This is a genomic window from Nonlabens spongiae (assembly GCF_002117125.1).
GTDB lineage: Bacteria > Bacteroidota > Bacteroidia > Flavobacteriales > Flavobacteriaceae > Nonlabens > Nonlabens spongiae.
Map to the genome: position 1 here is coordinate 1,671,382 of NZ_CP019344.1, position 26,119 is coordinate 1,697,500.

At 41.7% G+C, this 26,119-nt stretch carries 27 protein-coding genes and 1 tRNA gene (1 of these 28 cut by a window edge); 11 read left to right on the forward strand and 17 right to left on the reverse strand.

Annotated elements, in window-relative coordinates; genetic code table 11:
• The first annotated feature begins 167 nt into the window (after positions 1–167).
• A complete protein-coding gene (locus tag BST97_RS07635) occupies positions 168–572 on the forward strand; it encodes a hypothetical protein (protein ID WP_085766684.1) in 405 nt (134 codons plus the stop codon).
• 71 nt (positions 573–643) lie between these two features.
• On the opposite strand, the gene BST97_RS07640 is transcribed toward BST97_RS07635, so the two are convergent.
• Genes BST97_RS07640 through BST97_RS07660 form a run of 6 tightly spaced genes read right to left on the reverse strand, consistent with a single transcriptional unit; the run spans position 644 to position 4,704 of the window.
• Positions 644–1,213 (reverse strand): hypothetical protein, encoded by a 570-nt coding sequence (locus BST97_RS07640; RefSeq protein WP_085766685.1) that lies wholly within the window; start codon positions 1,211–1,213, stop codon positions 644–646.
• 36 nt (positions 1,214–1,249) lie between these two features.
• A complete protein-coding gene (gene hemL, locus BST97_RS07645) occupies positions 1,250–2,542 on the reverse strand; it encodes a glutamate-1-semialdehyde 2,1-aminomutase (RefSeq protein WP_085766686.1) in 1,293 nt (430 codons plus the stop codon).
• Between the two features lie 4 nt (positions 2,543–2,546).
• Positions 2,547–3,374: a glucosaminidase domain-containing protein gene (locus BST97_RS07650; RefSeq protein WP_169711551.1), complete on the reverse strand. Its 828-nt coding sequence runs from the start codon at positions 3,372–3,374 to the stop codon at positions 2,547–2,549.
• A complete protein-coding gene (locus tag BST97_RS16105) occupies positions 3,364–3,801 on the reverse strand; it encodes a hypothetical protein (RefSeq protein ID WP_245833681.1) in 438 nt (145 codons plus the stop codon). The genes BST97_RS07650 and BST97_RS16105 overlap by 11 nt, the downstream gene beginning before the upstream one ends.
• Before the next feature lie 14 nt (positions 3,802–3,815).
• Positions 3,816–4,316 carry a hypothetical protein gene (locus BST97_RS16110; RefSeq protein WP_245833682.1) on the reverse strand — a complete coding sequence of 167 codons (501 nt, stop codon included), beginning with the start codon at positions 4,314–4,316 and terminating at the stop codon, positions 3,816–3,818.
• Positions 4,303–4,704 (reverse strand): hypothetical protein, encoded by a 402-nt coding sequence (locus tag BST97_RS07660; RefSeq protein ID WP_245833683.1) that lies wholly within the window; start codon positions 4,702–4,704, stop codon positions 4,303–4,305. Before BST97_RS07660 ends, BST97_RS16110 begins: the two co-directional genes overlap by 14 nt.
• Positions 4,705–4,728: 24 nt before the next feature.
• Here BST97_RS07660 and BST97_RS15955 point away from each other — a divergent pair, with 24 nt between their 5' ends.
• The 3 genes from BST97_RS15955 to BST97_RS07670 are packed head-to-tail and all read left to right on the forward strand — an operon-like array spanning position 4,729 to position 7,448.
• On the forward strand, positions 4,729–4,902 hold the full coding sequence (locus BST97_RS15955; protein ID WP_169711552.1) for a DUF5522 domain-containing protein: 174 nt from the start codon (positions 4,729–4,731) through the stop codon (positions 4,900–4,902).
• Positions 4,899–6,905, forward strand: coding sequence for a urocanate hydratase (locus BST97_RS07665; protein WP_245833684.1), 2,007 nt, complete (start codon positions 4,899–4,901; stop codon positions 6,903–6,905). Before BST97_RS15955 ends, BST97_RS07665 begins: the two co-directional genes overlap by 4 nt.
• Before the next feature lie 12 nt (positions 6,906–6,917).
• Positions 6,918–7,448: a DUF4136 domain-containing protein gene (locus tag BST97_RS07670; protein ID WP_085766689.1), complete on the forward strand. Its 531-nt coding sequence runs from the start codon at positions 6,918–6,920 to the stop codon at positions 7,446–7,448.
• Between the two features lie 78 nt (positions 7,449–7,526).
• Here the strand turns inward: BST97_RS07670 and BST97_RS07675 are convergent, their stop codons facing one another.
• Both BST97_RS07675 and BST97_RS07680 read right to left on the reverse strand, forming a co-directional pair.
• Positions 7,527–8,159 (reverse strand): 50S ribosomal protein L25/general stress protein Ctc, encoded by a 633-nt coding sequence (locus tag BST97_RS07675; RefSeq protein ID WP_085766690.1) that lies wholly within the window; start codon positions 8,157–8,159, stop codon positions 7,527–7,529.
• 27 nt (positions 8,160–8,186) lie between these two features.
• On the reverse strand, positions 8,187–9,128 hold the full coding sequence (locus tag BST97_RS07680; RefSeq protein ID WP_085766691.1) for a ribose-phosphate pyrophosphokinase: 942 nt from the start codon (positions 9,126–9,128) through the stop codon (positions 8,187–8,189).
• 193 nt (positions 9,129–9,321) lie between these two features.
• Between BST97_RS07680 and BST97_RS07685 the strand changes: the two genes are divergently transcribed.
• Positions 9,322–9,403, forward strand: a tRNA-Leu gene (locus tag BST97_RS07685).
• A 124-nt stretch (positions 9,404–9,527) separates the two neighbouring features.
• Here the strand turns inward: BST97_RS07685 and BST97_RS07690 are convergent.
• Together BST97_RS07690 and BST97_RS07695 are read right to left on the reverse strand one after the other, a co-directional pair.
• Complete coding sequence (locus BST97_RS07690) at positions 9,528–10,046, reverse strand: thioredoxin family protein (protein WP_085766692.1); 519 nt, start codon at positions 10,044–10,046, stop codon at positions 9,528–9,530.
• A gap of 39 nt (positions 10,047–10,085) precedes the next feature.
• Complete coding sequence (locus tag BST97_RS07695) at positions 10,086–12,413, reverse strand: TonB-dependent receptor (protein WP_157111536.1); 2,328 nt, start codon at positions 12,411–12,413, stop codon at positions 10,086–10,088.
• A gap of 232 nt (positions 12,414–12,645) precedes the next feature.
• Here BST97_RS07695 and BST97_RS07700 point away from each other — a divergent pair, with 232 nt between their 5' ends.
• From BST97_RS07700 to BST97_RS07725, 6 genes are all read left to right on the forward strand, one after another.
• Positions 12,646–13,236, forward strand: a complete 591-nt coding sequence (locus tag BST97_RS07700) for a HupE/UreJ family protein (RefSeq protein WP_085766694.1) — start codon at positions 12,646–12,648, stop codon at positions 13,234–13,236.
• Between the two features lie 94 nt (positions 13,237–13,330).
• Positions 13,331–13,762, forward strand: coding sequence for a deoxycytidylate deaminase (locus BST97_RS07705; RefSeq protein ID WP_085766695.1), 432 nt, complete (start codon positions 13,331–13,333; stop codon positions 13,760–13,762).
• On the forward strand, positions 13,763–15,346 hold the full coding sequence (locus BST97_RS07710; protein ID WP_085766696.1) for a S41 family peptidase: 1,584 nt from the start codon (positions 13,763–13,765) through the stop codon (positions 15,344–15,346). It begins immediately after the preceding gene.
• The gene (locus BST97_RS07715; protein ID WP_085766697.1) at positions 15,346–16,305 is read left to right on the forward strand and encodes a 2-hydroxyacid dehydrogenase; all 960 of its coding nucleotides are present in this window, start codon (positions 15,346–15,348) and stop codon (positions 16,303–16,305) included. Before BST97_RS07710 ends, BST97_RS07715 begins: the two co-directional genes overlap by 1 nt.
• On the forward strand, positions 16,302–16,691 hold the full coding sequence (locus BST97_RS07720; RefSeq protein ID WP_407668582.1) for a VOC family protein: 390 nt from the start codon (positions 16,302–16,304) through the stop codon (positions 16,689–16,691). The genes BST97_RS07715 and BST97_RS07720 overlap by 4 nt, the downstream gene beginning before the upstream one ends.
• Before the next feature lie 132 nt (positions 16,692–16,823).
• Positions 16,824–17,234 carry a low molecular weight phosphatase family protein gene (locus BST97_RS07725; RefSeq protein WP_085766699.1) on the forward strand — a complete coding sequence of 137 codons (411 nt, stop codon included), beginning with the start codon at positions 16,824–16,826 and terminating at the stop codon, positions 17,232–17,234.
• Positions 17,235–17,237: 3 nt separating this feature from the next.
• Here the strand turns inward: BST97_RS07725 and BST97_RS07730 are convergent, their stop codons facing one another.
• The 7 genes from BST97_RS07730 to ettA form a co-directional block, all read right to left on the reverse strand.
• Positions 17,238–18,353, reverse strand: coding sequence for a carboxypeptidase-like regulatory domain-containing protein (locus BST97_RS07730; RefSeq protein ID WP_085766700.1), 1,116 nt, complete (start codon positions 18,351–18,353; stop codon positions 17,238–17,240).
• Positions 18,334–20,157: a GNAT family N-acyltransferase gene (locus BST97_RS07735; RefSeq protein ID WP_085766701.1), complete on the reverse strand. Its 1,824-nt coding sequence runs from the start codon at positions 20,155–20,157 to the stop codon at positions 18,334–18,336. The genes BST97_RS07730 and BST97_RS07735 overlap by 20 nt, the downstream gene beginning before the upstream one ends.
• A gap of 32 nt (positions 20,158–20,189) precedes the next feature.
• Positions 20,190–21,485, reverse strand: a complete 1,296-nt coding sequence (locus BST97_RS07740) for an aspartate kinase (protein ID WP_085766702.1) — start codon at positions 21,483–21,485, stop codon at positions 20,190–20,192.
• Entirely contained in the window at positions 21,482–21,961 is a 480-nt protein-coding gene (locus tag BST97_RS07745) for a GNAT family N-acetyltransferase (protein WP_085766703.1), read from the reverse strand. Before BST97_RS07745 ends, BST97_RS07740 begins: the two co-directional genes overlap by 4 nt.
• Positions 21,962–22,034: 73 nt before the next feature.
• Entirely contained in the window at positions 22,035–24,089 is a 2,055-nt protein-coding gene (locus BST97_RS07750) for an alpha-ketoacid dehydrogenase subunit alpha/beta (RefSeq protein WP_085766704.1), read from the reverse strand.
• A gap of 20 nt (positions 24,090–24,109) precedes the next feature.
• Complete coding sequence (locus BST97_RS07755) at positions 24,110–25,429, reverse strand: dihydrolipoamide acetyltransferase family protein (RefSeq protein ID WP_085766705.1); 1,320 nt, start codon at positions 25,427–25,429, stop codon at positions 24,110–24,112.
• A 143-nt stretch (positions 25,430–25,572) separates the two neighbouring features.
• Positions 25,573–26,119, reverse strand: partial view of an energy-dependent translational throttle protein EttA gene (gene ettA / locus BST97_RS07760; protein WP_085766706.1) — the final stretch only. It continues 1,145 nt past the right edge of the window; 547 of the gene's 1,692 nt are visible here — the last part of the coding sequence; the start codon falls outside the window, past its right edge; the stop codon is at positions 25,573–25,575.

Below are 26,119 nucleotides of genomic sequence, written 5' to 3' on the forward strand. Positions count from 1 at the left end.
GTCCAGGTATAACTATCTGGACCTTTTTTTATTTAACAACGAAATTTCCAGTCAATAAATCACGTTTTATGAATAAAAAAGAGCTTGGAGTTTTGCGCAAGAACCCTTTTGGTTAAACCTTTTCAGCAATTGTTAGTCATAATATTATAATCCTTAAATCCATTATCATGAAAAAACTAGCAATCATCGGTTTATTTCTTTTGCCGCTCGGAATCATTGCCCAGCCTGGAGAAAAAATGCGCAAAATACCTAGTCCAGAAGTTCAAGCAAAACAAATGACGCTTGCTTTAGATCTCACAGACAAACAAGAGAAGCAAATTATTGCGGTCCTTGAAAACCAGAGTAAAGCGCGAGAAGAAAATAAACTTACCCGAGAGGAAAGACGTGAGCTGAGTCAAGAAAAGAAAGAGGAACTTCGTGTAGCAATGCTGGATCAGCGCATCGCGATGAAACGCGAGATGAAATCTATTTTGAATGACGAGCAGTACAAGCGCTGGGAAAAAATGATGGTTCGAAAAGGTAAAAACAAAATGAAACGCATGAAAAAGATGCGTGACCGCAGAGACAGATAATTTCTAAAACTCAATAGCCTTGAGATGCGATCTCAAGGCTTTCTATTTATCAGGTCTGTTATGTGACAAAATTAAAATCTGTATCCAATACGAAGATGCAGATTTACCACCGCATCATTTTGATCTCTCAACCGTTCTTCAAAATACCTAATATAACCTATCCCAAATCCTACTTCATAATTGAAATGTTGACCTATGTTACGCCGTAGTCCATAAGTAGGTATCAATTGAAAATCTGGTATGATTCGGATATTGTCATTGGAACCGATCTCAAATAAATCAGGTCTTAGAGATGTTTTTAAGGCTATGAAATTTCCAGCGTTATTATCGATCCGTTTTGACTTTCTCAGCCTTCTTTCAAGATTATAATACCATCTAGGTTCGAGAGTAAGCACTGGAACCATTTTAAAATAATCTCCCAGAAATGAGTTGTAGCCGAAAGTAGCATCCAGACCTACTTCTGATCTGAGGGCTATTGAATTAGACAGTCTGGATTCATTATGTACCCAAGCTCCTAGAAAACCAGTTTGTACACCATATATAGATTGCTCCACAGAAGCAATACTGCCAGGGGTATTTTGAGAGTGAACTTTGAGATTAAAAAATAAGACGACTAGTAAAGTTGAATAAAATTTGGTCATGATTGATTTTACGGTTTAATAAGCTGATTAATAGTGTTACCAAGATTTCACCACTTTTTCAACCGCATCAATTGTTATACCAATATCCTCATTACTCAGCGCATCATTCAAAAAGTAACTTTCAAAGGCACTCGGTGGCAAGTAAATTCCCTGTTCAAGCAAACCGTGGAAGTATTTCTTAAACCACTCGTTATTGCCTTTTGCGGCACTGTCAAAGTCCACCACCGGTTCATCGGTAAAATGAACTGAAATCATAGAGCCGTATCGATTAATGGTGTAATCAATTCCTTTTTGGGATAGAACACTATCTATGCCTTCGTGCAATCGTTTTGTTTTTTCGGCTAGACGATCAAAAATTTCTGGATGATTGTTCAGGTGTGATAACATGGCAATTCCAGCACTCATCGCCAGCGGATTCCCACTCAATGTACCTGCCTGGTACACTGGCCCGGTTGGTGCGAGATAATTCATGATTTCTTTACGTGCCGCAAAAGCACCTACGGGCAGTCCTCCACCTATCACTTTCCCATAAGTAACAATATCAGCGTTTACACCAGTCACTTCTTGCGCACCACCTGAAGCAAGTCTGAACCCAGTCATCACCTCATCAAAAACGAGCAACGCTCCATTCTCATCGCATAACTTTCTCAATCCTTCTAAGAAACCTTCTTTAGGGACAATACAACCCATATTTCCTGCGATCGGTTCAATGATGATACAGGCGATTTGCTCTGGATTGTTCTTAAAGATTTCCGCTACCTGATCTAGATTGTTGTAATCGGCTAGAATGGTGTCTTGAGCGGTTCCTTTAGTCACCCCAGGACTATTGGGACTCCCGAAAGTCACAGCCCCACTACCCGCTTGAATCAAAAACGAATCGCTGTGACCGTGATAACAACCAGCAAACTTGATGATTTTATCCCTTCCAGTAAAACCACGTGCCAATCGTACTGCACTCATGCAGGCCTCTGTACCTGAATTGACCATTCTTATTTGGTCAATGTTAGGACACATACTCACGGCCAGCTTTGCAATCTGCGTTTCCAGCTCAGTAGGCATACCATAAGATGTCCCTTTTTCAGCGGCTTTTTTCACCGCTTCTACCACTGTTTCAAAAGCATGGCCTAATATCATAGGTCCCCATGAAGCGATATAATCAATGATTTTACTCCCGTCTTCGGTGTATAAATAGGCTCCCTTTGCCCGTTCTACAAAAACAGGGTTTCCCCCTACTGCATTAAAAGCTCTAACGGGTGAATTCACACCTCCGGGTATATATTTTTTGGCTTCGTCAAAAAGTGCGCTGCTACGCTGATAAGTAAATGGCATGAAATTATTTTACGGTAAGTACTTGTCCAATAGATAGTGTATTACTAGACAGGTTGTTAAGACGTTTCAAATCCTCAACGCTTACGTTATAGATTTTTGAAATGCGATACAAAGTTTCTCCTGGCTTGACGGTATGCACCGTATCTGCACGGAGAGGAGGCTGTATCATTTGATCCTCGACAGACATTGCTTCTAAGGCTTGCGTATCATATTGATCCAGCTCATATCTTTCGATAAGGTTAATCAGCTTTTCTGGATAGCGCCGGTCTGTAGCGTACCCAGCTTGACGCAAACCTCTTGCCCAAGCTTTATAGTCCAGCAAATTCAACGAGAAAAGATCGCGATATCTTTTGCGCTCCGTGAGAAATAACGAGTGATCACGATAGGAATAGGTTGCGTCATTATAGGTCCTGAAGCACTCGCCTTTTGCATCATCATCGTGATAGATTTTACCGCCGGTCCATCCTTTGTGACACTTGATCCCAAAATGATTATTAGCTTCCCGTGCCAGTCTCGCCCGTCCCGCGCCGCTTTCCAGAATACCTTGAGCTAAAGTAATACTTGCCGGTATCTTGTAAAGTTGCATCTCGCGCATGGCAGCGTCCTTAAAATCGAGAATATAATCTCGATTGATATCGCCAGTTGTAGGCTTTGATAGTTTTGGGTTCTCAACTGGAGTAGGCTCCTTGACCACTTCTGGTTCAGGTTTGGGTTGGGTAACGACCTTTTCTTTTTTGACTCTTTTTTTAGTGGTAACCACGCGTTTTTTACCTCCACACGAGGCAAGCAACAAGGTTAAAAACAACAAGATTAATATCGACCTAAAGTTCATCCACATAATTGATTAAATTCCTACCTTTTTTAGCGAGCAACTGATTATAGGCATGCACCGATTGTAGGCCTCCGGTATGAACCGCTAAAATACGAGTTTTGGCAGCAACAGCACCGCTTTTCACTTGCTCTTCCAGCACATACATCATCTTTGAGGTGTAGATGGGATCGAGTGGAGTTCCGCTTTCGCGAAAGCGTGCATTCATATAATCAATCAGTCGATTATCAGAACGTGCATAACCGCCAAATCTTGTATCCTTATAAAAATCAAATGCTCGATCAACCAACATATCTTCAATATTTTTCCCGAGGAAATCACCTTTGAGCGCGCTAAAAACCATCACTATTTGATGTGGAGCAGCACTTTTTACGATTCCCGCAGCCGTGCCACCTGTTCCCGCGGCTACTGCAATGACATCATAAGTCACGCGATCGTAATCAGTTAGAATTTCTTGAGTTCCAAGGACAGCAAGTTCGTTAGTCCCCCTTCTGGGATGCGATAAAACGATCCGAACTGCTCATAAAGTTTATTGATTTCGCTAGCAGTGTTTTTGTTGCGGTAATTTTCGCGACTCAGAAAATGAAACTGCATCCCTTTTTGATGGGCAATCCTCAGAGTTTGATTCTTTTCTATTGTTTGAGATAAATCTTTCCCCAGTTCCTCGCCCCTAATCACACCTACGCTTTTAAAACCCATAATCTGAGCGGCGGCGGCCGTGGCAGCGATGTGGTTGGAAAAGGCACCGCCGTAAGTCAGCAAGGTATCGTGACCTTGTTCTCTGGCTTTCAGCAAATTGTATTTGAGTTTCCTGAGCTTATTACCGCTTACCTCAGCATGCAGGAGATCCTCGCGCTTCATATCAATAATGATTTCCCGATCTGGAAACTCCACAAATCGCTGATTAACGGCGGTCTTAGGATCAAACAAACTACGAGGCTCCATGATAGAATTTTAAAAATGACCACCACTTTCTGTCCGTCAAATAATTAAGATTTCTCTCCATCGCATAAGCTTCACGTTCAAAAACAATATTTCTATAAGCTTGATGATGATCGTATTTGGTTCTTAATAGCAGATAATTAATCACATACCAGAGATAGAAAAATATAATTAGCAATTCCTTCTGTTGTGCCGCGTGGATTCTCTCGTGATTGATGAAGACCTCATCGTGAACATCAGCCTCATGGGAAACCAGCAAAAGCGGAAACAGCGTCATGCCTCGGTACTTTTTAAGAAGACTGGTTTGAATGATCCACATTATGCAAAAATACCTAATGATCGATTGCCTGACTTGCTTTCCCAAAATTCCAGTAATTATTAGGCTATGCATCTTCACATCTCGTATTTTTAACCTATGAAAAAGATCATTCCCGTTGAGGAGGGCGACTATTACCTCACCCCTCAGGGCTATCGATGCTTTACGGAACAATACCACCTCAAGCGAGGCTATTGCTGTAAAAGCGGTTGCAGGCATTGTCCGTATGGTTATGACAAGAGTACAGATACATTTAAAAACAAAAAGGCATGAACGCAGTAATGGAAGATTTTGATTTGGTACGCTTTCGCGAAAGCATCACAACAGGAATCCCCACGGAACTTCCAGATCCTTATGTATATGAAGAGACCGTAAATCACGCTCCTAAACGTAAGGCGACATTAGATGAAGAAGAAGTCAAACTCGCATTACAGAATGCCTTACGTTATTTTGAGCCTAGGCACCATGAGGTACTTCTTCCAGAATTCAAAGAAGAATTGGAGAAATACGGTCGTATCTACATGTACCGTTTTATGCCTAAAGAAGAAATTAAAGCCAGAGACATTGATTATTACCCTGCAAAATCTAAACAGGCTGCGGGAATCATGCTCATGATTCAAAATAACCTGGATCACGCGGTGGCACAACACCCACACGAGCTTATTACCTATGGAGGAAATGGAGCTGTTTTTCAGAACTGGGCGCAGTACCTACTGACCATGAAATACTTGAGCGAGATGACTGATGAGCAAACGCTGGTCATGTATAGCGGGCATCCCATGGGCTTGTTTCCTTCCCACAAAAATGCTCCACGCTGTGTAGTCACTAACGGAATGATGATTCCCAATTACTCCAAACCAGACGATTGGGAACGTTTCAATGCTCTGGGCGTGACGCAGTACGGCCAAATGACAGCAGGAAGTTACATGTACATAGGTCCTCAAGGAATAGTTCATGGAACCACGATCACCGTGCTCAATGCGTTCAGAAAAATAGGTAAATCACCTCGCGGAAATGTATTTGTAACCTCTGGGCTAGGCGGTATGAGTGGAGCGCAACCCAAAGCTGGAAATATCGCTGGCTGCATCACGGTTTGCGCCGAAATGAATCCTAAAGCCGTAAAAACAAGACATGATCAAGGCTGGGTGGATGAAGTAATAGAGACCCGAGAAAATTTGGTGAGACGTGTCAAAACAGCTCAAGAAAATAAGGAAGTTGTTTCCATCGCATTTCTAGGGAATGTGGTTCATGTTTGGGAAAGCCTTTATGATAACGGCATCGAGATTGCGATAGGGAGCGACCAGACCAGCCTGCACAATCCGTGGGCTGGAGGGTATTATCCCGTTGATCTCACTTTTGAACAAAGCAACGAGATGATGTCAGAAGATCCCATCCAATTCAAAAAAGAGGTTCAGCGCAGTCTCAAGCGCCATGTAGCAGCTATCAATAGACACACAGATAAAGGCACCTATTTCTTTGATTACGGAAATGCGTTTTTGTTAGAATCCAGTCGCGCCGGAGCTGATATTGAGGGAGAAGATCGCGAATTCAGATATCCTTCCTACGTTCAGGATATTATGGGACCTATGTGTTTTGATTACGGCTTTGGACCTTTTAGATGGGTTTGCGCTTCTGGAAAGGTAGAAGATTTAGAAAAAACTGATGCTATTGCAACAGAGGTTTTGCAGCGGCTTTCTCAAGATGCTCCAGAACGCATCCAGCAGCAAATGCAAGATAACATCACTTGGATCAAAGGAGCTCAAGAAAATAAACTGGTTGTAGGCTCACAGGCTCGCATTCTTTATGCAGATGCACTGGGTCGCATGGAAATTGCAAAGGCTTTTAATGATGCTATCGCTCAAGGCGAAATAGGACACGTGATCTTAGGCCGCGATCACCACGACGTTTCTGGAACCGATTCTCCTTACCGAGAAACCTCAAATATTTACGATGGTTCGCGCTTTACAGCAGACATGGCGATCCAGAATGTGATAGGCGACAGTTTTAGAGGAGCGACCTGGATCAGCATACATAATGGCGGCGGCGTGGGCTGGGGTGAAGTAGTTAATGGCGGATTCGGTATGGTAATTGATGGTAGTAAGGAGGCAGAAGAGCGATTGACCTCGATGCTACATTGGGATGTTAATAATGGAATTGCGCGTCGTAACTGGGCAAGAAATGAAAATGCAACTTTTGCCATTAAAAGAGCCATGGAACTCGATCCCAACTTGAAAGTGACCCTTCCGCATGTTGTAGATGAAAACCTTTGGAACTAAAAAAGTAAAGCGATGATAAAGAAAATTCTCATTTTAAGTTTACTGCTCACCAGCCTAGTAGGTTGTCAGGCCGTACGAGTCAATCAAGATTATGCAATAGGAACCGATTTCAGCAAATACAAATCATTTGCTTATTTCAAACAAGGTATCGATCAGGCAGATGTCTCTGAACTTGACAAAAAAAGAATATTACGTGCTCTTGATGCTGAAATGCAGCGTAAGGGCTTTGTAAAATCAGAAAATCCAGATGTAGTCGTAAGCTTTTTTACTGATGCTCAAGAACGCGTTGATGTGTACAACAACGTAGGTTGGGGCTGGGGAGGCTGGGGCTGGGGAGGCTTCGGTTGGGGCTGGGGCAACAATGTCTCCACCACTACAGAAGGTGTCCTTTACATTGATTTCATTGATGCAGAATCCAAAGAACTGATCTGGCAAGGAATAGGTAGAGCTGCTTTAAAATCTACCCCAGAGGCTAAGGTTGAGAGAACTAATGAGATGGTTCAGGAGATTTTAACGCAGTTCCCACCTCAACCCAAAAGGTAGGTAACCTTTTCTCTGAATAAAGTTTATAAAAAATCCCCAGCGTAGACTGGGGATTTTTAATTACTGTTGTTTTTGAGATTACTCTTTTACAGCAGCTTCTGAATCAGTTTCAGTAGCTGGTACATCACCTGCTTCATCATCGTCATCATCGTCTTCTGCAACGGCTGTACGAGATGTCTTGATCATTACCACTACTACGGTATCTGGGTGCATGATTTCATACTCATCAACACGTAGATCTTTAACATACTTCTTATGACCGATTTTCATGTTTGAAATATCAATCTTAATGAAGTCAGGAAGATTTCCTGGCACTGCTTTCACTCTCAACTTACGGTTGTTTCTTCTCAAAACACCTCCGTTAAGAACACCACGAGAAGTTCCCTCAGTAATTACAGGAATTTCCATAGTTACAGGCTTATCATCAAATATTTGATAGAAGTCTGCGTGAAGCAATTGCTCCTTAACTGGGTGCCATTGCATGTCTTGAGCAATCGCGTTGAACTTACCGTCTTTACCTAAGTCTATAACTACTAGATGCGCATCTGGAGTGTAGATAAGGTTTTTAAACGCTTTTTCTTCTGCTGAAAAATGTATAGGCTCCTCACCACCATAGATGACACAAGGTACCAATCCAGCATTACGTAGGGCCTTAGTTGCCTTCTTGCCCACGCTTTCTCTTTTAGATCCGGAGATCGTGATTGATTTCATTAGACTTTATTTAGATATTAATTGAAATTACATTATAAAATTACTGGAGATCGACTGGTTGTTCTGCACACTTTGCATAACCCCAGCAAATAAACCAGCACAAGATAAAACTCTTATTTTATCGTTCTTTTGTTTCAATGGGATGGAATCAGTAACGATCAATTCATCAAGTTTAGAGTTCTCGATACGCTCATAAGCATTTCCTGATAGGATTGCATGTGTACAAATCGCTCGTACACTTTTTGCACCGCGTTCCATCATCACATCAGCTGCTTTTGTTAAGGTTCCTGCTGTATCCACCATATCATCTACCAGCACCACATTCTGACCTTCAACATTACCGATCAACTCCATATGGGAAATGATATTGGCTTTTTGACGTTGCTTATAACACACCACAACATCACTTTCCAATGTCTTAGAATAGGCATAAGCACGCTTAGAACCACCCATGTCAGGAGATGCAATGGTTAAGTTTTCAAGATTGAGACTTTTCAAATAAGGAATAAAAAGACTGCTACCGAAAAGGTGATCTACGGGCTTCTCAAAGAATCCCTGAATTTGATCAGCATGCAAATCCATGGTGATGATGCGGGTAGCTCCAGCACTTTCTAGAATTTTTGCTATCATTTTAGCACCAATCGGAACGCGAGGTTTGTCTTTTCGGTCTTGTCGAGCCCATCCAAAATAAGGAATCACCGCAGTGATATGCCTTGCACTTGCTCTTTTTGCCGCATCGATCATAAGCATCAACTCCATCAAGTGATCGCTTGACGGATGCGTGGATCCTATTAAAAAAACACGTCTTCCCCTTATCGACTCTTCAAAAGAGGGTTGAAACTCACCGTCACTGAAAGTCGTAAAATTTACTTGACCCAATTCTGCACCATATTCTTCAGCTATTGCTTTGGCGAGGTCCATGGACTGTCGGCATCCAAATAGCTTTGCGTCTGATAGTGCGTATTTCATGGTCAAAATCTTAGAGTCTTGATTTTAAGGCTGCAAAAGTACAATTATGTAATGAGAATACCGTAAGTAATTATCGTTTTTAATAACTGGCAGAAACCTATGCGGGTGGCTTAAGGAAATTAATTGGCTCAAAATGAAAAAACGCTTTTGAATTCAAAAAAACTACTATCTTTGCCGCCCGTTTGCAATTCAAGCCTCAGTGGTGGAATTGGTAGACACGTTGGATTCAAAATCCAATGCTTCACGGCGTGCCGGTTCGATTCCGGCCTGAGGTACAAGAAGCTCGACTGCTTAAGTCGGGCTTTTTTATTTTCTAGTCGTTCTACTTGTTATACAACCAGTGAAAGCTCATCTATTCCGCTTTCGCGAAAGCGGAATCATTCTCAAAAAATACCAGATTTAGTCGTAGTTTTTCAAAACCTCCAGTAATTCATCTTCATCCAAAAATTCAAAATACCTGGCTTCTACCTCAAAATCCTCATTGAGAATTAGCATCGTAGGGGCTACAAATTCACCATCGCGCAAAGCAAGTAATTGGGTTATTTGATGCAACGGCTTGCGCGATTTTCCCACCTGATCATTCCCTAAAACGTGACCACTAAATTGTATCTCTAGCCGCGACTCAGCATTGAATTTTACGGCATAGTATTTATCGTTGAGTAACTTGATCACATCGGCTTTGTTAAAAACTACCCGATCCATTTTTTTGCAGTACACACACCAATCTGTGTAGAAATTTATGAAAACAGGTTTCCGCTTTCGCGTCTCGCCGTCGGCAAGCCTATGGCGAACGATGGAAAGCGAGACTTCCAATTCCTCAAAAGAAATCCATCTCACCTGATCCGTTTGTCCAAAAGCATTCTGAACTGGGAGTACCCATATTGATAGGAGGATTAGGATTTTATTATATGGTTTCATGCTCTCAAAAGTGATTAGTCTTTCTAATAGCTCAAATTCTTAGTGAAAACGTCCAAATTTAATCCCCACGAAGATGGTACGAGGCAAAGCTGGCCCATATACATAATCTGAATCCCTTGAAGGGCCCGTGTCAAAGTCGTTTTGATAGCTGTTGAAAATATTTTTGACACCACCTGTGAGCGTGATCATAAAATCTTCAGTAAAATCAATGTGGCTTTCTAGCTTCACATTCAAATCAAAGAAAGGATTGACTTCATATAGAGATAAAAAGCCGGAATCACTAACTACAAGCGGGACGAACATTTCTCCAGTATAGGTCCCAGTAATGTCGATGTTGAACTTTTTGCTGGGCAACCAAGTAGCATTAAGATAGCCATAGAGGTTTGGCACACGTACAAACTCATCTACAACAACATCTTGCTCACCTGCAAAACCGCTACTTTCAAAAAGCACCTGCCCCTCATCATATTCACTGCGCTGGAGCGTACCGCCTAGCTGAAATCTCCATTGCGGATCTGGTGAGATTCCCAACTCAAAATTTGAACCGTACACTCTGGCTCGCGCTCCATTGCGCACTTCTTCTAAAATGCTTCCATTTGCGAGAATAGCTCCCGTGCTGACCAGAGTAAAAGGATCTTCTATAGTAGTATAAAATCCTTCCAGCAGAAAATCCATTTGCAAGAGGTTTTTAGTTGTAGAGTAATTGATCGAGGTAGTAAATGCATTTGAATATTCCGTATTCAGATCATCTGATAGGATTACAAATTGCGGCTCGCCGCCCACGCTAGAAATGTGCAGATCTTCATTAAATGCCTGAGGCGCCCTGAAGCCACGAGCATATCCTCCCCTCCATCTGATTTCCTTAGTCAGTAAATAAGCAAGTGTTAAACGCGGAGATATCGCAGTTTGATTCAAGTCAACCTCACGTGAAAGATCATCAACCGTATAAACTCCATTTACATCTATATTATCAAACCTAGTACCCACGATTGCCGTGAACTTTTTGCTAGGTTTCCACTCGTACTGAGCGTAAACCCCTAAAGAGTTCACATTTTGATCAATAGATCGGTTATAACCCGGTATAAGATCTTCTGTGCTTGTGATATTATATTCTGCACCAGTAGTAAGTACATCATCATTTTTAAAAAATTTTGTGTACTGGCCACCATTGACCCAAGCGAGGTCTTTTGTAGTCCCAAAGGCATTATTTGCGGTCAAGCTATCCTGCCGCGTGCGACCACCTCCTAATCCTCCATAATAACTATCCCGATTTGTATAGGACGCAGAAGCATATAACTGATATTTTTCTGTCTGATCCTTACTAAAAATCTCAAAGTCCACACCTCCTATAAAAGTATCATGATCCAGCTCTTCAGTAATGTCTGTGAATTGTGGTGCTAGATTGAGTCGGTCGCCTCCACGTCTATATTCTCTTATTGCGTTTAAGTTCACGGACACTTTACTGCGATCATTTGGCTTAACAAATGCTCGCGCTCCTACAGTAGTGTTGCGTAGCTCTACCAATTCTGTAAAACCATCATCATTTGCATCATACTCCTCACGGTTCCTATAAGTCCCGTAGAGTGTTATGCCGCTGCTTAGGTCATCAGCAACGGTAGAGATGTTGAAAGTGACGTTTCTATCCAGTGATTCTCCATCAATAATTGCGAGGTTGCTCCCTACCTCCCACGTGTTGAGGACTGGATCTTTTGTGATGACGTTTATCGTACCCGCAATCGCATTGGATCCGAAAAGAGCAGAGCCGCCACTACGCACCACCTCAACTCTTTCAATAATATTTGTGGGTATTTGCTCCAATCCATAAACGCCTAGCAGAGAAGTAAAAACAGGCCTGCTATTGAGCAGTATTTGCGTGTAGCCTCCATCGAGACCATTCAAACGAACTTGAGTAAAACCACAATTCTGACAATTAGTCTCTACTCGCACTCCTGGTGCATAATTGAGACCATCAGCCAGCGATAGGGATTGCGTTGCCGTAAGCAGCCTAGGTTTTATGGAAGAAACGATCACGGGAGTCTGCTTGCGTTCTACTCTATTTCTCGTAGCACTTATGACAATATCTTCAAGACCTAGCGCATCTTCTACCAGGTTGAAGTTGATTTCAAGATCTCGACCAGGTTCAACAGTAATTTTTTTGCTTTCTGTGCGGTAACCTTGGGATTTGGCACATAAGAAATATGCTCCTGGATCAACATTTAATTCAAAACTACCATCCATCTTTGAGGACGTACCTTGAGTACCGTTTGCTATGAAAATGCTGGCAAATGCTACTGGCCCTTCAGCAGAACGTATGGTTCCAAACACTTTTTGATTTTGAGCGCTCATCTCAACAATCTGAAAAACCATGAGACAAATCGATACTAAGTATTTTAACCTCAAAAACACAAACATCTATCTAATTAAATTTTTAGACAAAGCTAAATAATTGATCTCGATCTCGTAAAACATATTTAGAATAGTTTAATAATGGTTCATTAAATAAGTGATTTGAAATCTTGAACTAGTTGAGAATAATACTAAACAATAGTTGAGACCAGCAATTAAATATTTACTTTTATGGGCTTAAAATTTCTTAGGCATGAACGAATTGCTTTTTTATCTCACTGAAGGTTTTAAGCACGTAGTTGATCTACGCTATAATTCATACGACCATGTGCTTTTCTTTATTCTCATGGCGATTCCCTACTCCTTTGACCATTGGAAAAAAGTCGTTTACGCGAGTTTTGCTTTCACGCTGGGTCATACGTTATCCATTCTTTTGGCTACCTATAATTTGGTTTCTGTAAATCCTGCTTATGTAGAGTTTTCAATCCTGGCGACCATATTTGTGACCGCAGTCTATAATATTTTTAGAGCTGGGAAAAGCCCTTCTTCTGATACTAACTGGGTGATATTGATTCTGACCTTATTTTTTGGATTGATCCACGGGTTGGGATTTGCAAGTACCTTTAATATGTTGGCCTCTGGTGTTGAGAGTAAATTTCTGTTGGCTCTTGAATTCGCTATCGGTATTGAGCTCGGTCAGTTATTAGTAATTTTTATAATATTGATATTAGGATTTCTAGCCACACGATTTGTCAGGCTGGCAAGACGCGATTGGAACCTAGTCATATCATCCATAATTTTAGGGCTGGTATTGCCGTTACTTTTTGAACGATTCCCCTTTTAGAAGCTGGATTAAAGGTAAATTTTATAAATTACAATCTGGTTTGTAGTAATTACGCTTTCGCGAAAGCGAGATCACCACAAGTAACCTACACAAAATGACTCCACAAGTGCTGAAACAACGTAAGTACGACACGGCCTACATGCGGATGGCGCTGGAATGGGCTAAACTTTCCCATTGCCACCGTAGACAGGTAGGTGCACTCATCGTTAAAGACCGCATGATCATTAGTGATGGTTATAATGGTACCCCCAGTGGTTTTGAAAATCCTTGCGAAGATGATGACGGTGCCACTAAATGGTATGTGCTACACGCCGAGGCAAACGCTATTCTCAAGACCGCGGCCTCAACCCAAAGCTGCGAGGGAGCTACTCTTTACATAACGATGTCGCCCTGTAAGGACTGTAGCAAGCTCATATACCAGAGTGGGATAAAACGAGTTGTGTACCTTGAAGCTTATAAAGATGACAGCGGCTTGCAGTTTCTGAAACGCGCCGGTCTCAAAATTGAACAACTTACTGATCTCTAGATGAAAAAAAGCTACATCTATTTCCCCTTATTTCTGAGCATATTTTTTGCATTAGGCATCTATTTAGGTAGTCTATTGCAAGAAGTGGCTTATGGAGATGGAATCATAGCCAGCAACAATGTTAAAAAGCAAAAACTTAACAGACTCATAGACCTGATCGATCAACGCTATGTTGACGAAATCAATACGGACAGCATCGTCGATGTGACCGTAAACGAAATCATGAGTAATCTAGACCCGCACTCAGTATACATACCCAGCGATGCGCTCGAGGATGTAGATAACAATATGCGTGGGGATTTTGTTGGGATAGGTATTCGGTTTTTTGTGATAAATGATACCATATCAGTCATCAATGCTATTGAAGGTGGGCCCAGCGATAAGGCCGGCATTATGGTGGGTGATAAAATTTTGTATGTAGATGGACAACCATTATTTGGTGAGAACAAAGTTTCTACGGATGCTCTAAAGGGAGACATGGGCAGTAAAGTGACTCTGGGAGTCTTGCGTCCAGGAGATGATAAGGTTTTAAACATTCCCGTGACCAGAGACAACGTGGCTATCGTAAGTATCGATGCCAGCTATATGTTAACCGACAGATTAGGTTACATTAAAATCAACCGGTTTGCTGAAACTACAGAAGATGAATTCAATGATGCGGTTAGAGAACTCAAGCAAAAAGGCGCTGAAGAACTTGCCATAGACCTGAGAGACAATCCGGGCGGTGTGCTGGATGCCGCAATCTCCATGGCCGATGAGTTTCTCGAAGACGGAAAACTCATCCTTTTCCAGAAAGACAGAGATGGGAATCGTAAGAACAGCTATGCAACAGGAAAAGGACGCTATGAGAATAAACAAGTCTATGTATTGATTAATGAAAACAGCGCCAGTGCCAGTGAAGTGGTTGCTGGGGCATTACAAGACAATGATACGGGTACGATTATAGGTAGAAGAAGTTTTGGTAAAGGTCTTGTTCAGCAAGAAATGAAACTGGGTGATGGAAGCGCGGTACGACTTACCATTGCTCGCTATTACACACCTACGGGTAGATCCATACAGCGTCCTTATGACGATGGAAATGAAAGTTATTTTAATGAATATATCGATCGTTACAATAATGGCGAGCTGGAGAGCGCCGATAATATCGAGGTGGACAACGCACTTAAAAAGTTAACTCCTGGAGGGAAAGTTGTTTATGGAGGGGGTGGCATCATACCTGACGTTTTTGTTCCCAGCCCTAGCGGTTACATCGCGCAGACTCTGGATTATTTTGGCCGTACAGGATTTGCTGATCGTTTTGTCAATGAACTCTTGCAAAGAGATGAGTTTCTTTATTTGAGAGATATTTCTAAAAATGAATTTATCACAGACTTCAAAATACCCGAAAGTGTTATGGGGGAGTTCATAACTTTCTCTCAGCTTTACAATACAAGTATCAAATTGCCAGGTTATCGCGATGAAATTGTCATGATTTTGAAATCTTCCATGGCTGAGCAGTTATTTAACACGGAACTTAAAATCAAGATCTTGAATCAAGATGATGTGATGATTGCGAAACTACTTGAACTCAGTAAAAAACAATAATGCGCGTATTACATCTGGACAGCAACCACGCTATCCTCGCTCAGAAGCTCGAAGAAGCTGGTTTTGAAAACAAGTTTGATTTTGAAAGTCCAAAAGAACAGATCGAGCAGAAAATTGACGATTACGATGGCCTAACTATAAGAAGCCGATTTCCTCTGGACCGCAACTTTCTTGAAAAGGCTAAAAACTTAAAATTCATAGGCCGTGTAGGCGCTGGACTGGAAAATATCGACCTTGAGGCTGCAGAAAAAATCGGGATAGCATGTTACAATGCTCCTGAAGGTAATAGAAATGCGGTAGGTGAACACGCCCTAGGCATGTTGCTGTCTTTATTCAACAAATTGAATAGTGCAGATCGCGAAGTCAAAAACGGTTTCTGGCGTAGGGAAGAAAATCGAGGAATTGAACTGGAAGGAAAAACTGTAGGCCTCATAGGTTATGGCAATATGGGAAAATCTTTTGCCCGTAAACTATCTGGCTTTGACTGTGAGGTGATTTTTCACGATATTAGAGATGGCCTGCAGGACGAACATGCAAAACAAGTTAGTCTGGAACAACTTCAAGATAAAAGTGACGTGATCAGTCTTCACACACCACAAACTCCAGACACTATAGGAATGATAAATACCGACTTTATCAACAAGTGCTCAAAACCATTTTTCCTAGTTAACACAGCTCGAGGTAAAAGTGTGTTAACTCAAGATTTAGTAATGGCTTTAGAGACAGAAAAAGTTTTGGGCGCTGCGCTTGATGTATTGGAATTTGAAAAATCTTCTTTTGAATCTTTTTTTCAATTTGAATCTGGGGAGAATACCTTGCCAGAAGCTTTCAAAAAGCTAGTGGCTATGAATCACGTTATTCTATCCCCTCATGTAGCGGGCTGGACCGTGGAGTCAAAATATAAGTTGGCCGAAACCATTGCCTCTAAAATCATCAAAAACCATAAACCAAAATCATGAAGCGAGTTAATGGAATAGGTGGGATATTCTTCAGATGCAAAGATGTTCAGAAAACTAAAGAATGGTATGCAAAGCACCTTGGTCTCAATACAGATGATTATGGATGCACCTTCTGGCTTCCCCATTTAGATAAAAAGGAAGTTGCTAGTCAACAGTGGAGCCCATTTAAAGCAGACACAAATTACTTTGGAGAATCTGATCAAGAATTCATGATTAACTACAAGGTTGAAGATCTAGAGTCACTTCTCGAGACCTTAAAGAAAGAAGGTGTTACGATTGCGGGAGAGATGCAACAGTTTGATTATGGGTACTTTGGCTGGATCCTCGATTGTGATGGGCGGAAGGTGGAATTATGGCAGCCCAAAAACGAGCAGTTATTCAAGTAGTTGACAAATACATAAATAGCTGATTTTCAGATTTTAAACAGCTTTAATGTTATCATTTAATCGTATTCTTGTAACACAGGGACATGTTAACTTAACTTTGCGTTAACATTAAACCCAGTCCCCCAATCCAATATGAAAATCTTGGTTTTAGGTTTAGATGATGCCTACTTTGCCCCCATGCTGCGTGGCTTTTTGAATTATTATTTACCTAAGGAATATAAACTTTTCTCGGGAAAGAAGGATCACAAACCTACAGAACTTACTATTGAACTCATGGAAGATGTGGGTATTGATATCAGCAAGCGACTTTCTCAGCCAGCTGGTAAAAAAAGTTACACAGATTTCAATCTTATCATCACTACCACAGTTGAAGCTAAGAATCACCTTTCAGATTTTGAACTTTCTAAAAAAACTGAGGTAAAAAATCTTGAGTATGAACTTGACGCGTCACTAACGGGTAAAGCTTTTAAAAAACACTTAAAAAAAGCTCGCAAGCAATTACAAAAGTATGGAGAGCAGCTTATGGAAGAATCGATTCGTTAGAAATTATTCCGGTTCATAATCCAGTGGTAGCATTCCTGAAAGATTGAGTTTACCTATAAAACCACCAAATCTGATTCCTCTAGGCGTCAAGCAGTTACCATACTCATCTAAAATGATTTTCTGGCTTTCAGATAGTTGAAAGAAAGATTGACTGTTCTTCCTACCGATGAGGATATACTCTGCCTCTCGAAAAGAAACTTCATACACATCCCCTACCTTGCGTACTCGTACATGTTCTGAAATTTCCACTGCTTTGTGTTGAAACGCTAAGTGATAGCGTTCTTTTTCTAACCTTTCATTTACCAGATCCCTGTAAAACTTCATTTCAGAAAGCTTATAGAGACGCTTTCTATTTCGTTTTCTTTTACGCTCAGAAAGGTCTTCATTATCCATTTCAGAAAAATAACTAGAGAATTCCATGTACGATGAAATCGCGCGATGCGTAGGAATTTCAATCGCCTGATCGTCTACTTGAGTGATTACTTTTAGAGGAATTGCTTGGAATACAATCTCAAACTCACCTATATCGCAAGCTATATCATAACCTAATATCTTGTTAGTGACATGAATCGTTTGATCAGACCATGCACTTAAAATATTGGTTTCAGGATTAAATCGCAGTTTGACATCCTGTAAATTATGTATGACACATTCTTCTGCTGCGGGTACTCTACCTAAAAAAAATTGCTTGAAATACTTTTCTTTCTTGGCTCTTGACCAGTCGTCGTTTGCGATAAAAATGGTCTCTAATTCATCTGGCTTTTCGACAAGCTGGATCAAGCTTAGATCTGCTGAAAGTGGGCTATCGATCACGAGTTTTTCATAACCCATCATCCTAAAAACGATGGGTGCTACTACAGATTCTGGATAGTCGATCTCAAATCCACCCTCAAACCCCGTCACCACTCCTACCGATGTCCCTGAAAGATATACCGCTACACCCGAGATAGGCACGCCATCTTTCGCATTCACGACTTTACCTGTAAGAGTGGTTTGCCCGTAGACGATTGAAGAGAAAAGTAGAAAAAGTGCTGTGGTTAATACCGCTTTCGCGAAAGCGTAATTTTTCAAAAACGTAAATGGTTTATTGAAAACAAGGTTACCTGTTCTGGCCACCATTTTTAGATTTAAAATACTTAGACTCCATCTCAGCCTGAAACTCTTCCATTACTGGTTTTACAGTACTTTCTGGAAGGTCTGCGATTCTTATATACATGAGACCGTCAACAGAATTATTAAACAAAGGATCAACATTGAATGCTACGACTTTTGCATTCTGCTTAACATACTTTTTGATCAACACTGGTAATCTCAGTTCATTAGGTTCCAGTTCATCAATCAATCGGTCAAATTTGTTCAGATCTGCCTCGCTTTCATCAAATATGAAGTCTTTGTCAGCATCTTCAAGCTTAACTCTAAAGTCCTTTTTAGGCTTCACATATTGAGCTATATAGGGATCGTAATAATTACTTTTCATGAACTCAATCATGAGCGATTTTGAAAAGTTGGAGAACTTGTTACTGATACTTACGCCTCCTATTAAATACTTGTGATTTGGAAACCTAAGTGTACAGTGTACAATCCCTTTCCAAAGCAAGAACAACGGCATGGGTTTTTGTTGATACTCAGCAATGATGAATGCCCGTCCCATTTCAATGGATTCACTCATCATTTTATGCAGCTCTCCATCAAAACGGAAAAGTTCATTGAGGTAAAAACCATCAATACCGTGATCCTTATAGATCTGCTCCCCCATTCCCATACGGTATGCTCCAGCAATCTTCTCACTATCCTTATCCCACAAAAACATATGATGATAATAATCGTCATATTTATCGAGATCTATCGCATTATTTGTCCCCTCGCCTATCGCTCTAAATGTGATCTCCCTCAGCCGGCCTATTTCTTTCAAAATGTGAGGAATATCGTCACTCTGCGACAAGAAAACCTCATAATTTTTTGAGATGAGTAGTCTCTTGTCATTATTTCTCAACTTGCTGACTTCCTCAACCATAGAGGATGCGTCTCCACTCGCTACAATTTTTTTAGGAGGCTTAGGGATCTTGATATTTTTTGGAATATCGGTAAGGCGTTTGGCTTCCTTATCATAGGGTTTGGCCAGTAAATAAGTTTTTCGCCTTAGGAAATCAGTAAAATCTTGGAGATTTTCATGCTCGTTTTGAGCTTTGACGCTTATAGGGTTTCCTATACGTACTTTGATTACCCTTCGTTTTTGGGAAAGTAACTCACTGGGTAGTTTTGCAGTACGCAACGTGTCAGAAAGCTTTGCCAACCTGTAGAACATTTTACTGTTCTTGGCATGGAAATAAATGGGGATCACCGGCACATTTGCACGTTGTATCAACTTCATCGCGCTTTCTTCCCAGTCCTTATCGATGATCAATTTTCCATCGCGATAGGTACTCACTTCTCCCGCTGGAAACACACCCAGCGGCAAATCATTTTTCAAATGTCTGATCGCCTGTATAAATCCAGATGTAGATGATTTAGCATCCTTATGCTCCTCAAACGGATTCACAGGCATGATATAGGGTTTCAATGGCTCGATTCTGTGCAATAAGAAATTAGCGATAATTTTGAAATCGGGTCTGCGATCCAAAAGTAATTTCAACAACAAAATACCATCTACACCCCCTAGCGGATGATTTGAAATAGTGATAAAACCACCAGTCTTGGGAATACGTTTTAAATCCTCTTCAGGAATCTCAAACTCAATTTGTAGATCGTCCAGAAGTGCGTTGAGAAACTCAATATCTTTTTTATCCTTATGTCTATTATAGATGCGGTTGAGCGTAGAAATACGCAGCAGCTTCATTAAAGACCAGCCTCCCATAGTTCCTAAAAAACCATAGCGATCGATTTTTATGGCACTTGCGATTTCTTTTGCGTTGACTAACCCCATTCTTTATTAAGTATTCTCAAATATAAAGCAATTTATGCCGTATCGTTTTTCACGATGAGTTGTAGTGTTTCCTGAGTAAATTGTTTTAGGATAACTTCATTTGGGCTAGCAAGTTTTTGTACACTTTCATCATTATAATGTCTCACGGTGTACAGCGAGACGTTGGGAATCTTACTTACCTGATAGCGAGCTGCAAGCGCCTTAACCAGTTCATCGATCTTCTCATATTTGTCTTCTAAGCATAATGAAAAGCTAATCGCGCTGTTTTGCAACAACCCTACTTGAACTTTGTAGGTATTGAGTTCATCAAATATATCTGAGATATTGCGCTCCCCAATAAAGCTGAAATCCCGAGCTGCGATTCGTAAGAAAATCATGTTTTTGCGCACGATAAAGCACGGCATGTGGGGCACTAGTCCGTCCTGATTTTGAATCACAGTGCCTTGCGCTTCATGGTTTACAAATGATCTAACCTTAAGAGCGATTTTCTTTCCCTGAAGCGGTTGTAAAGTTTTCGGGTGGATGACAGATGCACCGTAAAAAGCAAGCTCTATCGCCTCGCTATAAGGCATACTCTCAATTAATGTAGTGTCCTCAAACTCTCGCGGGTCTGCGTTCAGGACACCTGGAACATCTTTCCAGATTGTCACGGCCTCGGCATCAAGGCAATATGCCAGGATCCCAGCAGTATAGTCACTCCCTTCTCGACCCAGCGTGGTGGTGAGTCCATTTTCATCGCTACCTATAAATCCCTGTGTGAGGAAAAATTTCCCAGTGCAATTTTCGGTTATGGCTTTCTCGCTCTTTTTCCAATCGACGCCTGCATCTCTGTACTTATGATCGGTACGGATCAAGCCTCTCGCGTCCATCCATTCTACATCCAGACCACAGGCGTTTAGATAGGCCGCAACAATCTTGGTACTCAGCAATTCTCCATAACACACCGTCTGATCATAGACGAAACTGTAATTTTTACTTTGGTTGCGCAGCAGCGTGCCTTTTAAGGATTCCAGAAGTCCTTTTATGGTGTTGATGATTCCGCTTTCGCGAAAGCGTAACCCACATTCATCACCTTGATCATTTGCAAACTCCTGGAGACCACGGACCACGTTCAAGTGATAATCCAGTAAATCATCGATTTTATTAAGGTATCGAGAGTCGTCATTGCGATACAGTGCAATCACTTCTTCCAAAGCGTTTGTAGTCTTACCCATGGCACTCACGACGATGCCCAGATCAGTAGTTTCTTGAGCTTTTATGATGCGGCAAACGTTTGCCACGCTGACGGCATCTTTTACTGATGCTCCACCAAATTTATAGATATTCATAGTTGAGCTACATAATTCTTGAGTGCCACTTCATTCATCTGGGCGATGTTCCATTGCGCATCTACCGCAGCTCCAGTGCTCTCATAAAAATCAATCGCATTTTTATTCCAGTCCAGAACGACCCACTCCACGCGACGCACTTTTTTATTGAAGGCATGTTTCATGACGGCGCTGTATAAGGCTTTACCCACACCTTTGCCTCTCAAGCTTTGGGTAACGATAAGATCTTCTAGGTGAACGGTAAGTCCTTTCCAAGTGGAATATCTCGGGTAGCAAAGTGCCATGCCTTGCACGACTCCGTCCACTTCAGCCACAAAACAAGTGAATAGCGGTTGCTTCGCTGTCAAACCGTCGATCAAATCTTTTTCTGTGACCTCTACCGCATCAGGTTCTTTTTCAAATGTGGCAAGTTCTTGGATAAGCTCCAGCACGCGTTTCATGTCTGAAGCTTTTGCTTCTCTGATTGATAAATCCATTGTCAAACTTAAGCTAACAAAAATCTGAATTATCTAGAAGGATTTCAAATAAGACTAGACCTTTTTTTAAGAATCAATATCCCAGAATTTCCTCGATTTTCGCTTTAACTTTCTCGGTACTTGGAATCATCGTCTGTTCCAGTGTGCTGTTTAACGGTATGGCAGGCATATTTTCTGAACCTATAAGCATGACTGGCGCATCCAGTTCTCTGAAACATTCTTCTTGTATGCGGCCCTGAAGACCTCTAGAGAATCCGTTATCACTAGGTTCCTCCGTAACCACGAGACATTTTCCACATTTTTTGACGCTGGCAAAGACCGTCTCATAATCTAATGGATGTAATGTGCGTAAATCCACGATCTCAATCTGATCTTGTAGTCCTAATTCTGCACTTGCGTTCATAGCCCAATGTACGCCCATTCCATAAGTTATTACAGACAGAGTTTCGACATCTTCTTGTTTCCAAATTTCTTGGAGCACCCATGCCTTACCAAACGGTAAAACATAATCTGCTGCCGGTTCTATACTCGTAGCTCCTTTGGTACCTGGCACCTTGCTCCAGTACAACCCTTTGTGTTCAAATATCACCACTGGATTAGGGTCATGATAAGCTGCTTTCATGAGTCCTTTTAAATCTGCTCCGTTTGAAGGGTAGGCAATCTTAAGACCGCGGATGTTAGTCACGACACTTTCAACAGAGCTGGAATGATATGGCCCGCCACTACCGTAAGCTCCTATGGGAACTCTTAAAATCATGGAAACTGGCCATTTGCCGTTACTCAGATAACAAGATCTAGACACTTCTGTAAAAAGCTGGTTCAGTCCTGGCCATATATAATCGGCAAACTGTACTTCAACTATCGGTTTCAATCCTACGGCGCTCATTCCCGCGGTAGATCCCACGATAAATGCCTCTTGGATAGGTGTGTTGAATACTCGATGATCACCAAATTTCTGCGCCAGTGTCGCTGCCTCACGGAAAACTCCTCCCAGTCTACCTCCCACATCCTGACCGTAGAGTAGGCATTCAGGGTGCTCACGCATTAATTCTTCTATAGCAAATAAAGCGCAATCTACCATCACTACTTTTTCGGCTCCAGCTGGTGATCGCTCGCCTTTTTCTTCGGTGATTTCGGTCGGTGCAAAATCGTGGGTAAACAGATCTTCCGGTGATGGATCGGGTTGCTCGATGGCTCGGTCTAGGTCTTTTTTGACTTCCGCTTTCGCAAAAGCGAGCATTCCATCAAGCTCGTCATCAGTAAAACCGTTATCCACCATCAATTTTCGCATAATTGGGTAGGGATCACGGGTACGTGCCTCGTCCAGATCGTCCCTATAGAATTCCATGCGCACTCCACTTGTGTGGTGGTTCAATAATGGTACCGTGGCGTGAACCAAAAAGGGACGTCGCTCATTTCTAATTGTATCTATCACTCGACCTAGTGTCTCGTAACTCTCCTCAAAATCAGTCCCGTCAATCGTAACCGCTTCAAGTCCATGAAATCCAGATGCATACTCATAAGCATTTTGAGCGCGGGTTTCAGCAGCATTGGCACTGATATCCCAACCATTATCCTGAACTAAGTACAAAATAGGCAATCGCTTCAAGGCAGCCATTTGCATAGCCTCAGCAATTTCACCTTCAGTAACACTGGCGTCACCGAGAGAACAGAGAACGACTGGCAATTCTGAATTCTGAATTCTGAATTCTGAATTAGTTTGTTCTTTATACCAAAAACCCATCGCTGCACCGGTAGCTGGAATAGCCTGCATTCCAGTAGCACTGGACTGATGGGGGATTTTTGGTTTGTCCTCGTCTCGCAATGATGGATGCGAGTAATAAGTGCGCCCACCAGAAAACGGATCATCTTTCTTTGCTAAAAGCTGTAACATCAAATCATAAGGCGACATGCCTATTCCCAACAGCATCGCATCATCCCGATAATATGGGTAGGCATAATCCTGAGGTTTAAGATGTATCGCCGCAGCGGTCTGGATTACCTCATGACCGCGACTGGTGGCATGTACATATTTTGAAACAAGCTTGAAGTTTTCCTCGTAGAGTTCTGCCATGGACATGGCAGTTATTAGATTTTTATATGCTTTTTCTAAAACATTCTTTTCCATGTCTTTACTATAAAAATTTATTAAAAACGCTCTATAGATTCCAAATTATCTGCAACTCTTTTTAGAAAACTACCACCCAGATAACCATCCACAACTCGGTGGTCAAAACTTAATGAGAGCATCATCATGCTGCGTATCTCAATGCGATCCTCACCGTTTTCGGTAACTACTTCAGCGCGTTTCTTTATGATTCCAGTTGCTAGAATTGCTACCTCAGGCTGGTTGATAATGGGAGTCCCCATAAGCGATCCAAAAGTTCCCACATTTGAGATCGTAAAAGTGCTCCCCTTAATATCATCGCCGGCTAATTTGTTGTCGCGTGCGAGACCCGCCAGTCGGTTAACTTCCTCGGCGAGTTCTGGAAGTGAAAGGGTATCAGCATTTTTAACCACTGGAACGATCAAATTCCCGCTGGGCAGCGCAGTGGCCATTCCCACATTAATATCGTCCTTAACTATAATATTTTTACCATCCAGACTGCTATTGATCATGGGGAAATCCTTAATCGCATCTGCGACAGCTTTGATGAATAAAGGAGTGAAGGTCAGTTTTGTACCTTGTTTCTCTTGAAAGTTAGTTTTTACGCTTTCGCGAAAGCGTACCAATTCCGTCACATCGCACTCGACATAAGCCGTAACATGTGGGCTGGTATGCTTACTGTAAACCATATGGTCAGCAATAATGCTGCGCATACGATCCATTTCCACAATACGGCCCTTACCTTTATCCAGATTGAGTTGAGGAATGCTGTAGTTGTTGTTATTATCGCTGGGCACTGCCTGCGCAAACTGGTGCGGTCGACCCTCATCAATATATTGAGTAACATCACTCTTGCGTAGTCGTCCATCTTTACCAGTTGCGGGAATACGAGCAAGCTCCTCGTAGGAAATGTGGTGTTTGCGTGCTATCGCATCTACAAGCGGACTCACAAATAGGTCTTGATTGATATACGCGGTAGGTTGAGTCCCATTTTTTAAGCTTGAGGAAGCTTTCTTACCGGCTGACTTTTTTTTTGTTTTTACATTTTCTAGGCCGCCTACTTCCTTGATTTTGGTATCGACTTGATCTTCACCGACTGTTTTATCCCCAGCCGACTCACCTAATTTCAATTTTGCCACTGGGGCACCTATCTTTACTACATCCCCATTTTCAGCCAAGTGCTTAACAAGGTTACCAGCGGCGGGAGCAGGCACCTCATTATCTACCTTATCTGTTGCAACCTCGAGAAGAATATCACCCTCTTCAAAATCATCGCCTTCTGAAACCAACCAATTGATGATGGTTCCTTCTGTAATGCTTTCTCCCATTTTTGGGAGTACAAAATCTGTCAAATCTGCCATGCCCTAAAATTACGAAAACTAACGGTCGTTAGTCAAAAAATCATGCTATAATAGCCCCTTACCCCCATTACTAACTGACTGTTCTTCACTGAAACAAAAAAGCAGGCTTGAGCCTGCTTTTGATATTAGTGAATTCAAATATTCTAGTCTCTAGTGAGCTTTTTATATCTGATACGTTTAGGAGTAACATCACCCAGCCTCTTTTTCTTATTCTCTTCATATTCAGTAAAACTACCCTGAAAAGAATAAACCTGACTATCACCTTCAAAAGCGATAATATGTGTACAAACGCGATCTAGGAACCAGCGATCGTGCGAAATAATCACAGCACAACCTGCAAAGTTTTCGAGCCCTTCCTCAAGAGCTCTCAGTGTATTAACATCTAGATCATTGGTAGGCTCATCAAGTAATAAAACGTTCCCTTCTTCCTTTAATGTCATAGCGAGGTGCAACCTATTGCGCTCACCACCTGATAGTGTTGCCACCTTTTTATTCTGTTCAGAACCAGAAAAATTGAATCTACTTAGATAAGCTCGAGAGTTGACCATCTTACCTCCCATCATAATCATGTCCTGACCATCAGCAAAATTCTCCCAGATCGATTTAACAGGGTCTATATCTGAATGCGATTGATCGACATAAGCCAGCTTAGCAGTTTCACCTACTGTAAAAGATCCAGAATCTGGTTCA

What these genes read in the sequence shown, in the direction of transcription:
- BST97_RS07635 (WP_085766684.1), top strand. Translation starts at nt 168, where the DNA reads ATGAAAAAACTAGCAATCATCGGTTTATTTCTTTTGCCGCTCGGAATC.
- BST97_RS07640 (WP_085766685.1), bottom strand. Translation starts at nt 1,213, where the DNA reads ATGACCAAATTTTATTCAACTTTACTAGTCGTCTTATTTTTTAATCTC.
- hemL (WP_085766686.1), bottom strand. Translation starts at nt 2,542, where the DNA reads ATGCCATTTACTTATCAGCGTAGCAGCGCACTTTTTGACGAAGCCAAA.
- BST97_RS07650 (WP_169711551.1), bottom strand. Translation starts at nt 3,374, where the DNA reads ATGAACTTTAGGTCGATATTAATCTTGTTGTTTTTAACCTTGTTGCTT.
- BST97_RS16110 (WP_245833682.1), bottom strand. Translation starts at nt 4,316, where the DNA reads ATGGAGCCTCGTAGTTTGTTTGATCCTAAGACCGCCGTTAATCAGCGA.
- BST97_RS07660 (WP_245833683.1), bottom strand. Translation starts at nt 4,704, where the DNA reads ATGCATAGCCTAATAATTACTGGAATTTTGGGAAAGCAAGTCAGGCAA.
- BST97_RS15955 (WP_169711552.1), top strand. Translation starts at nt 4,729, where the DNA reads ATGAAAAAGATCATTCCCGTTGAGGAGGGCGACTATTACCTCACCCCT.
- BST97_RS07665 (WP_245833684.1), top strand. Translation starts at nt 4,899, where the DNA reads ATGAACGCAGTAATGGAAGATTTTGATTTGGTACGCTTTCGCGAAAGC.
- BST97_RS07670 (WP_085766689.1), top strand. Translation starts at nt 6,918, where the DNA reads ATGATAAAGAAAATTCTCATTTTAAGTTTACTGCTCACCAGCCTAGTA.
- BST97_RS07675 (WP_085766690.1), bottom strand. Translation starts at nt 8,159, where the DNA reads ATGAAATCAATCACGATCTCCGGATCTAAAAGAGAAAGCGTGGGCAAG.
- BST97_RS07680 (WP_085766691.1), bottom strand. Translation starts at nt 9,128, where the DNA reads ATGAAATACGCACTATCAGACGCAAAGCTATTTGGATGCCGACAGTCC.
- BST97_RS07690 (WP_085766692.1), bottom strand. Translation starts at nt 10,046, where the DNA reads ATGAAACCATATAATAAAATCCTAATCCTCCTATCAATATGGGTACTC.
- BST97_RS07695 (WP_157111536.1), bottom strand. Translation starts at nt 12,413, where the DNA reads ATGGTTTTTCAGATTGTTGAGATGAGCGCTCAAAATCAAAAAGTGTTT.
- BST97_RS07700 (WP_085766694.1), top strand. Translation starts at nt 12,646, where the DNA reads ATGAACGAATTGCTTTTTTATCTCACTGAAGGTTTTAAGCACGTAGTT.
- BST97_RS07705 (WP_085766695.1), top strand. Translation starts at nt 13,331, where the DNA reads ATGACTCCACAAGTGCTGAAACAACGTAAGTACGACACGGCCTACATG.
- BST97_RS07710 (WP_085766696.1), top strand. Translation starts at nt 13,763, where the DNA reads ATGAAAAAAAGCTACATCTATTTCCCCTTATTTCTGAGCATATTTTTT.
- BST97_RS07715 (WP_085766697.1), top strand. Translation starts at nt 15,346, where the DNA reads ATGCGCGTATTACATCTGGACAGCAACCACGCTATCCTCGCTCAGAAG.
- BST97_RS07720 (WP_407668582.1), top strand. Translation starts at nt 16,302, where the DNA reads ATGAAGCGAGTTAATGGAATAGGTGGGATATTCTTCAGATGCAAAGAT.
- BST97_RS07725 (WP_085766699.1), top strand. Translation starts at nt 16,824, where the DNA reads ATGAAAATCTTGGTTTTAGGTTTAGATGATGCCTACTTTGCCCCCATG.
- BST97_RS07730 (WP_085766700.1), bottom strand. Translation starts at nt 18,353, where the DNA reads ATGGTGGCCAGAACAGGTAACCTTGTTTTCAATAAACCATTTACGTTT.
- BST97_RS07735 (WP_085766701.1), bottom strand. Translation starts at nt 20,157, where the DNA reads ATGGGGTTAGTCAACGCAAAAGAAATCGCAAGTGCCATAAAAATCGAT.
- BST97_RS07740 (WP_085766702.1), bottom strand. Translation starts at nt 21,485, where the DNA reads ATGAATATCTATAAATTTGGTGGAGCATCAGTAAAAGATGCCGTCAGC.
- BST97_RS07745 (WP_085766703.1), bottom strand. Translation starts at nt 21,961, where the DNA reads ATGGATTTATCAATCAGAGAAGCAAAAGCTTCAGACATGAAACGCGTG.
- BST97_RS07750 (WP_085766704.1), bottom strand. Translation starts at nt 24,089, where the DNA reads ATGGAAAAGAATGTTTTAGAAAAAGCATATAAAAATCTAATAACTGCC.
- BST97_RS07755 (WP_085766705.1), bottom strand. Translation starts at nt 25,429, where the DNA reads ATGGCAGATTTGACAGATTTTGTACTCCCAAAAATGGGAGAAAGCATT.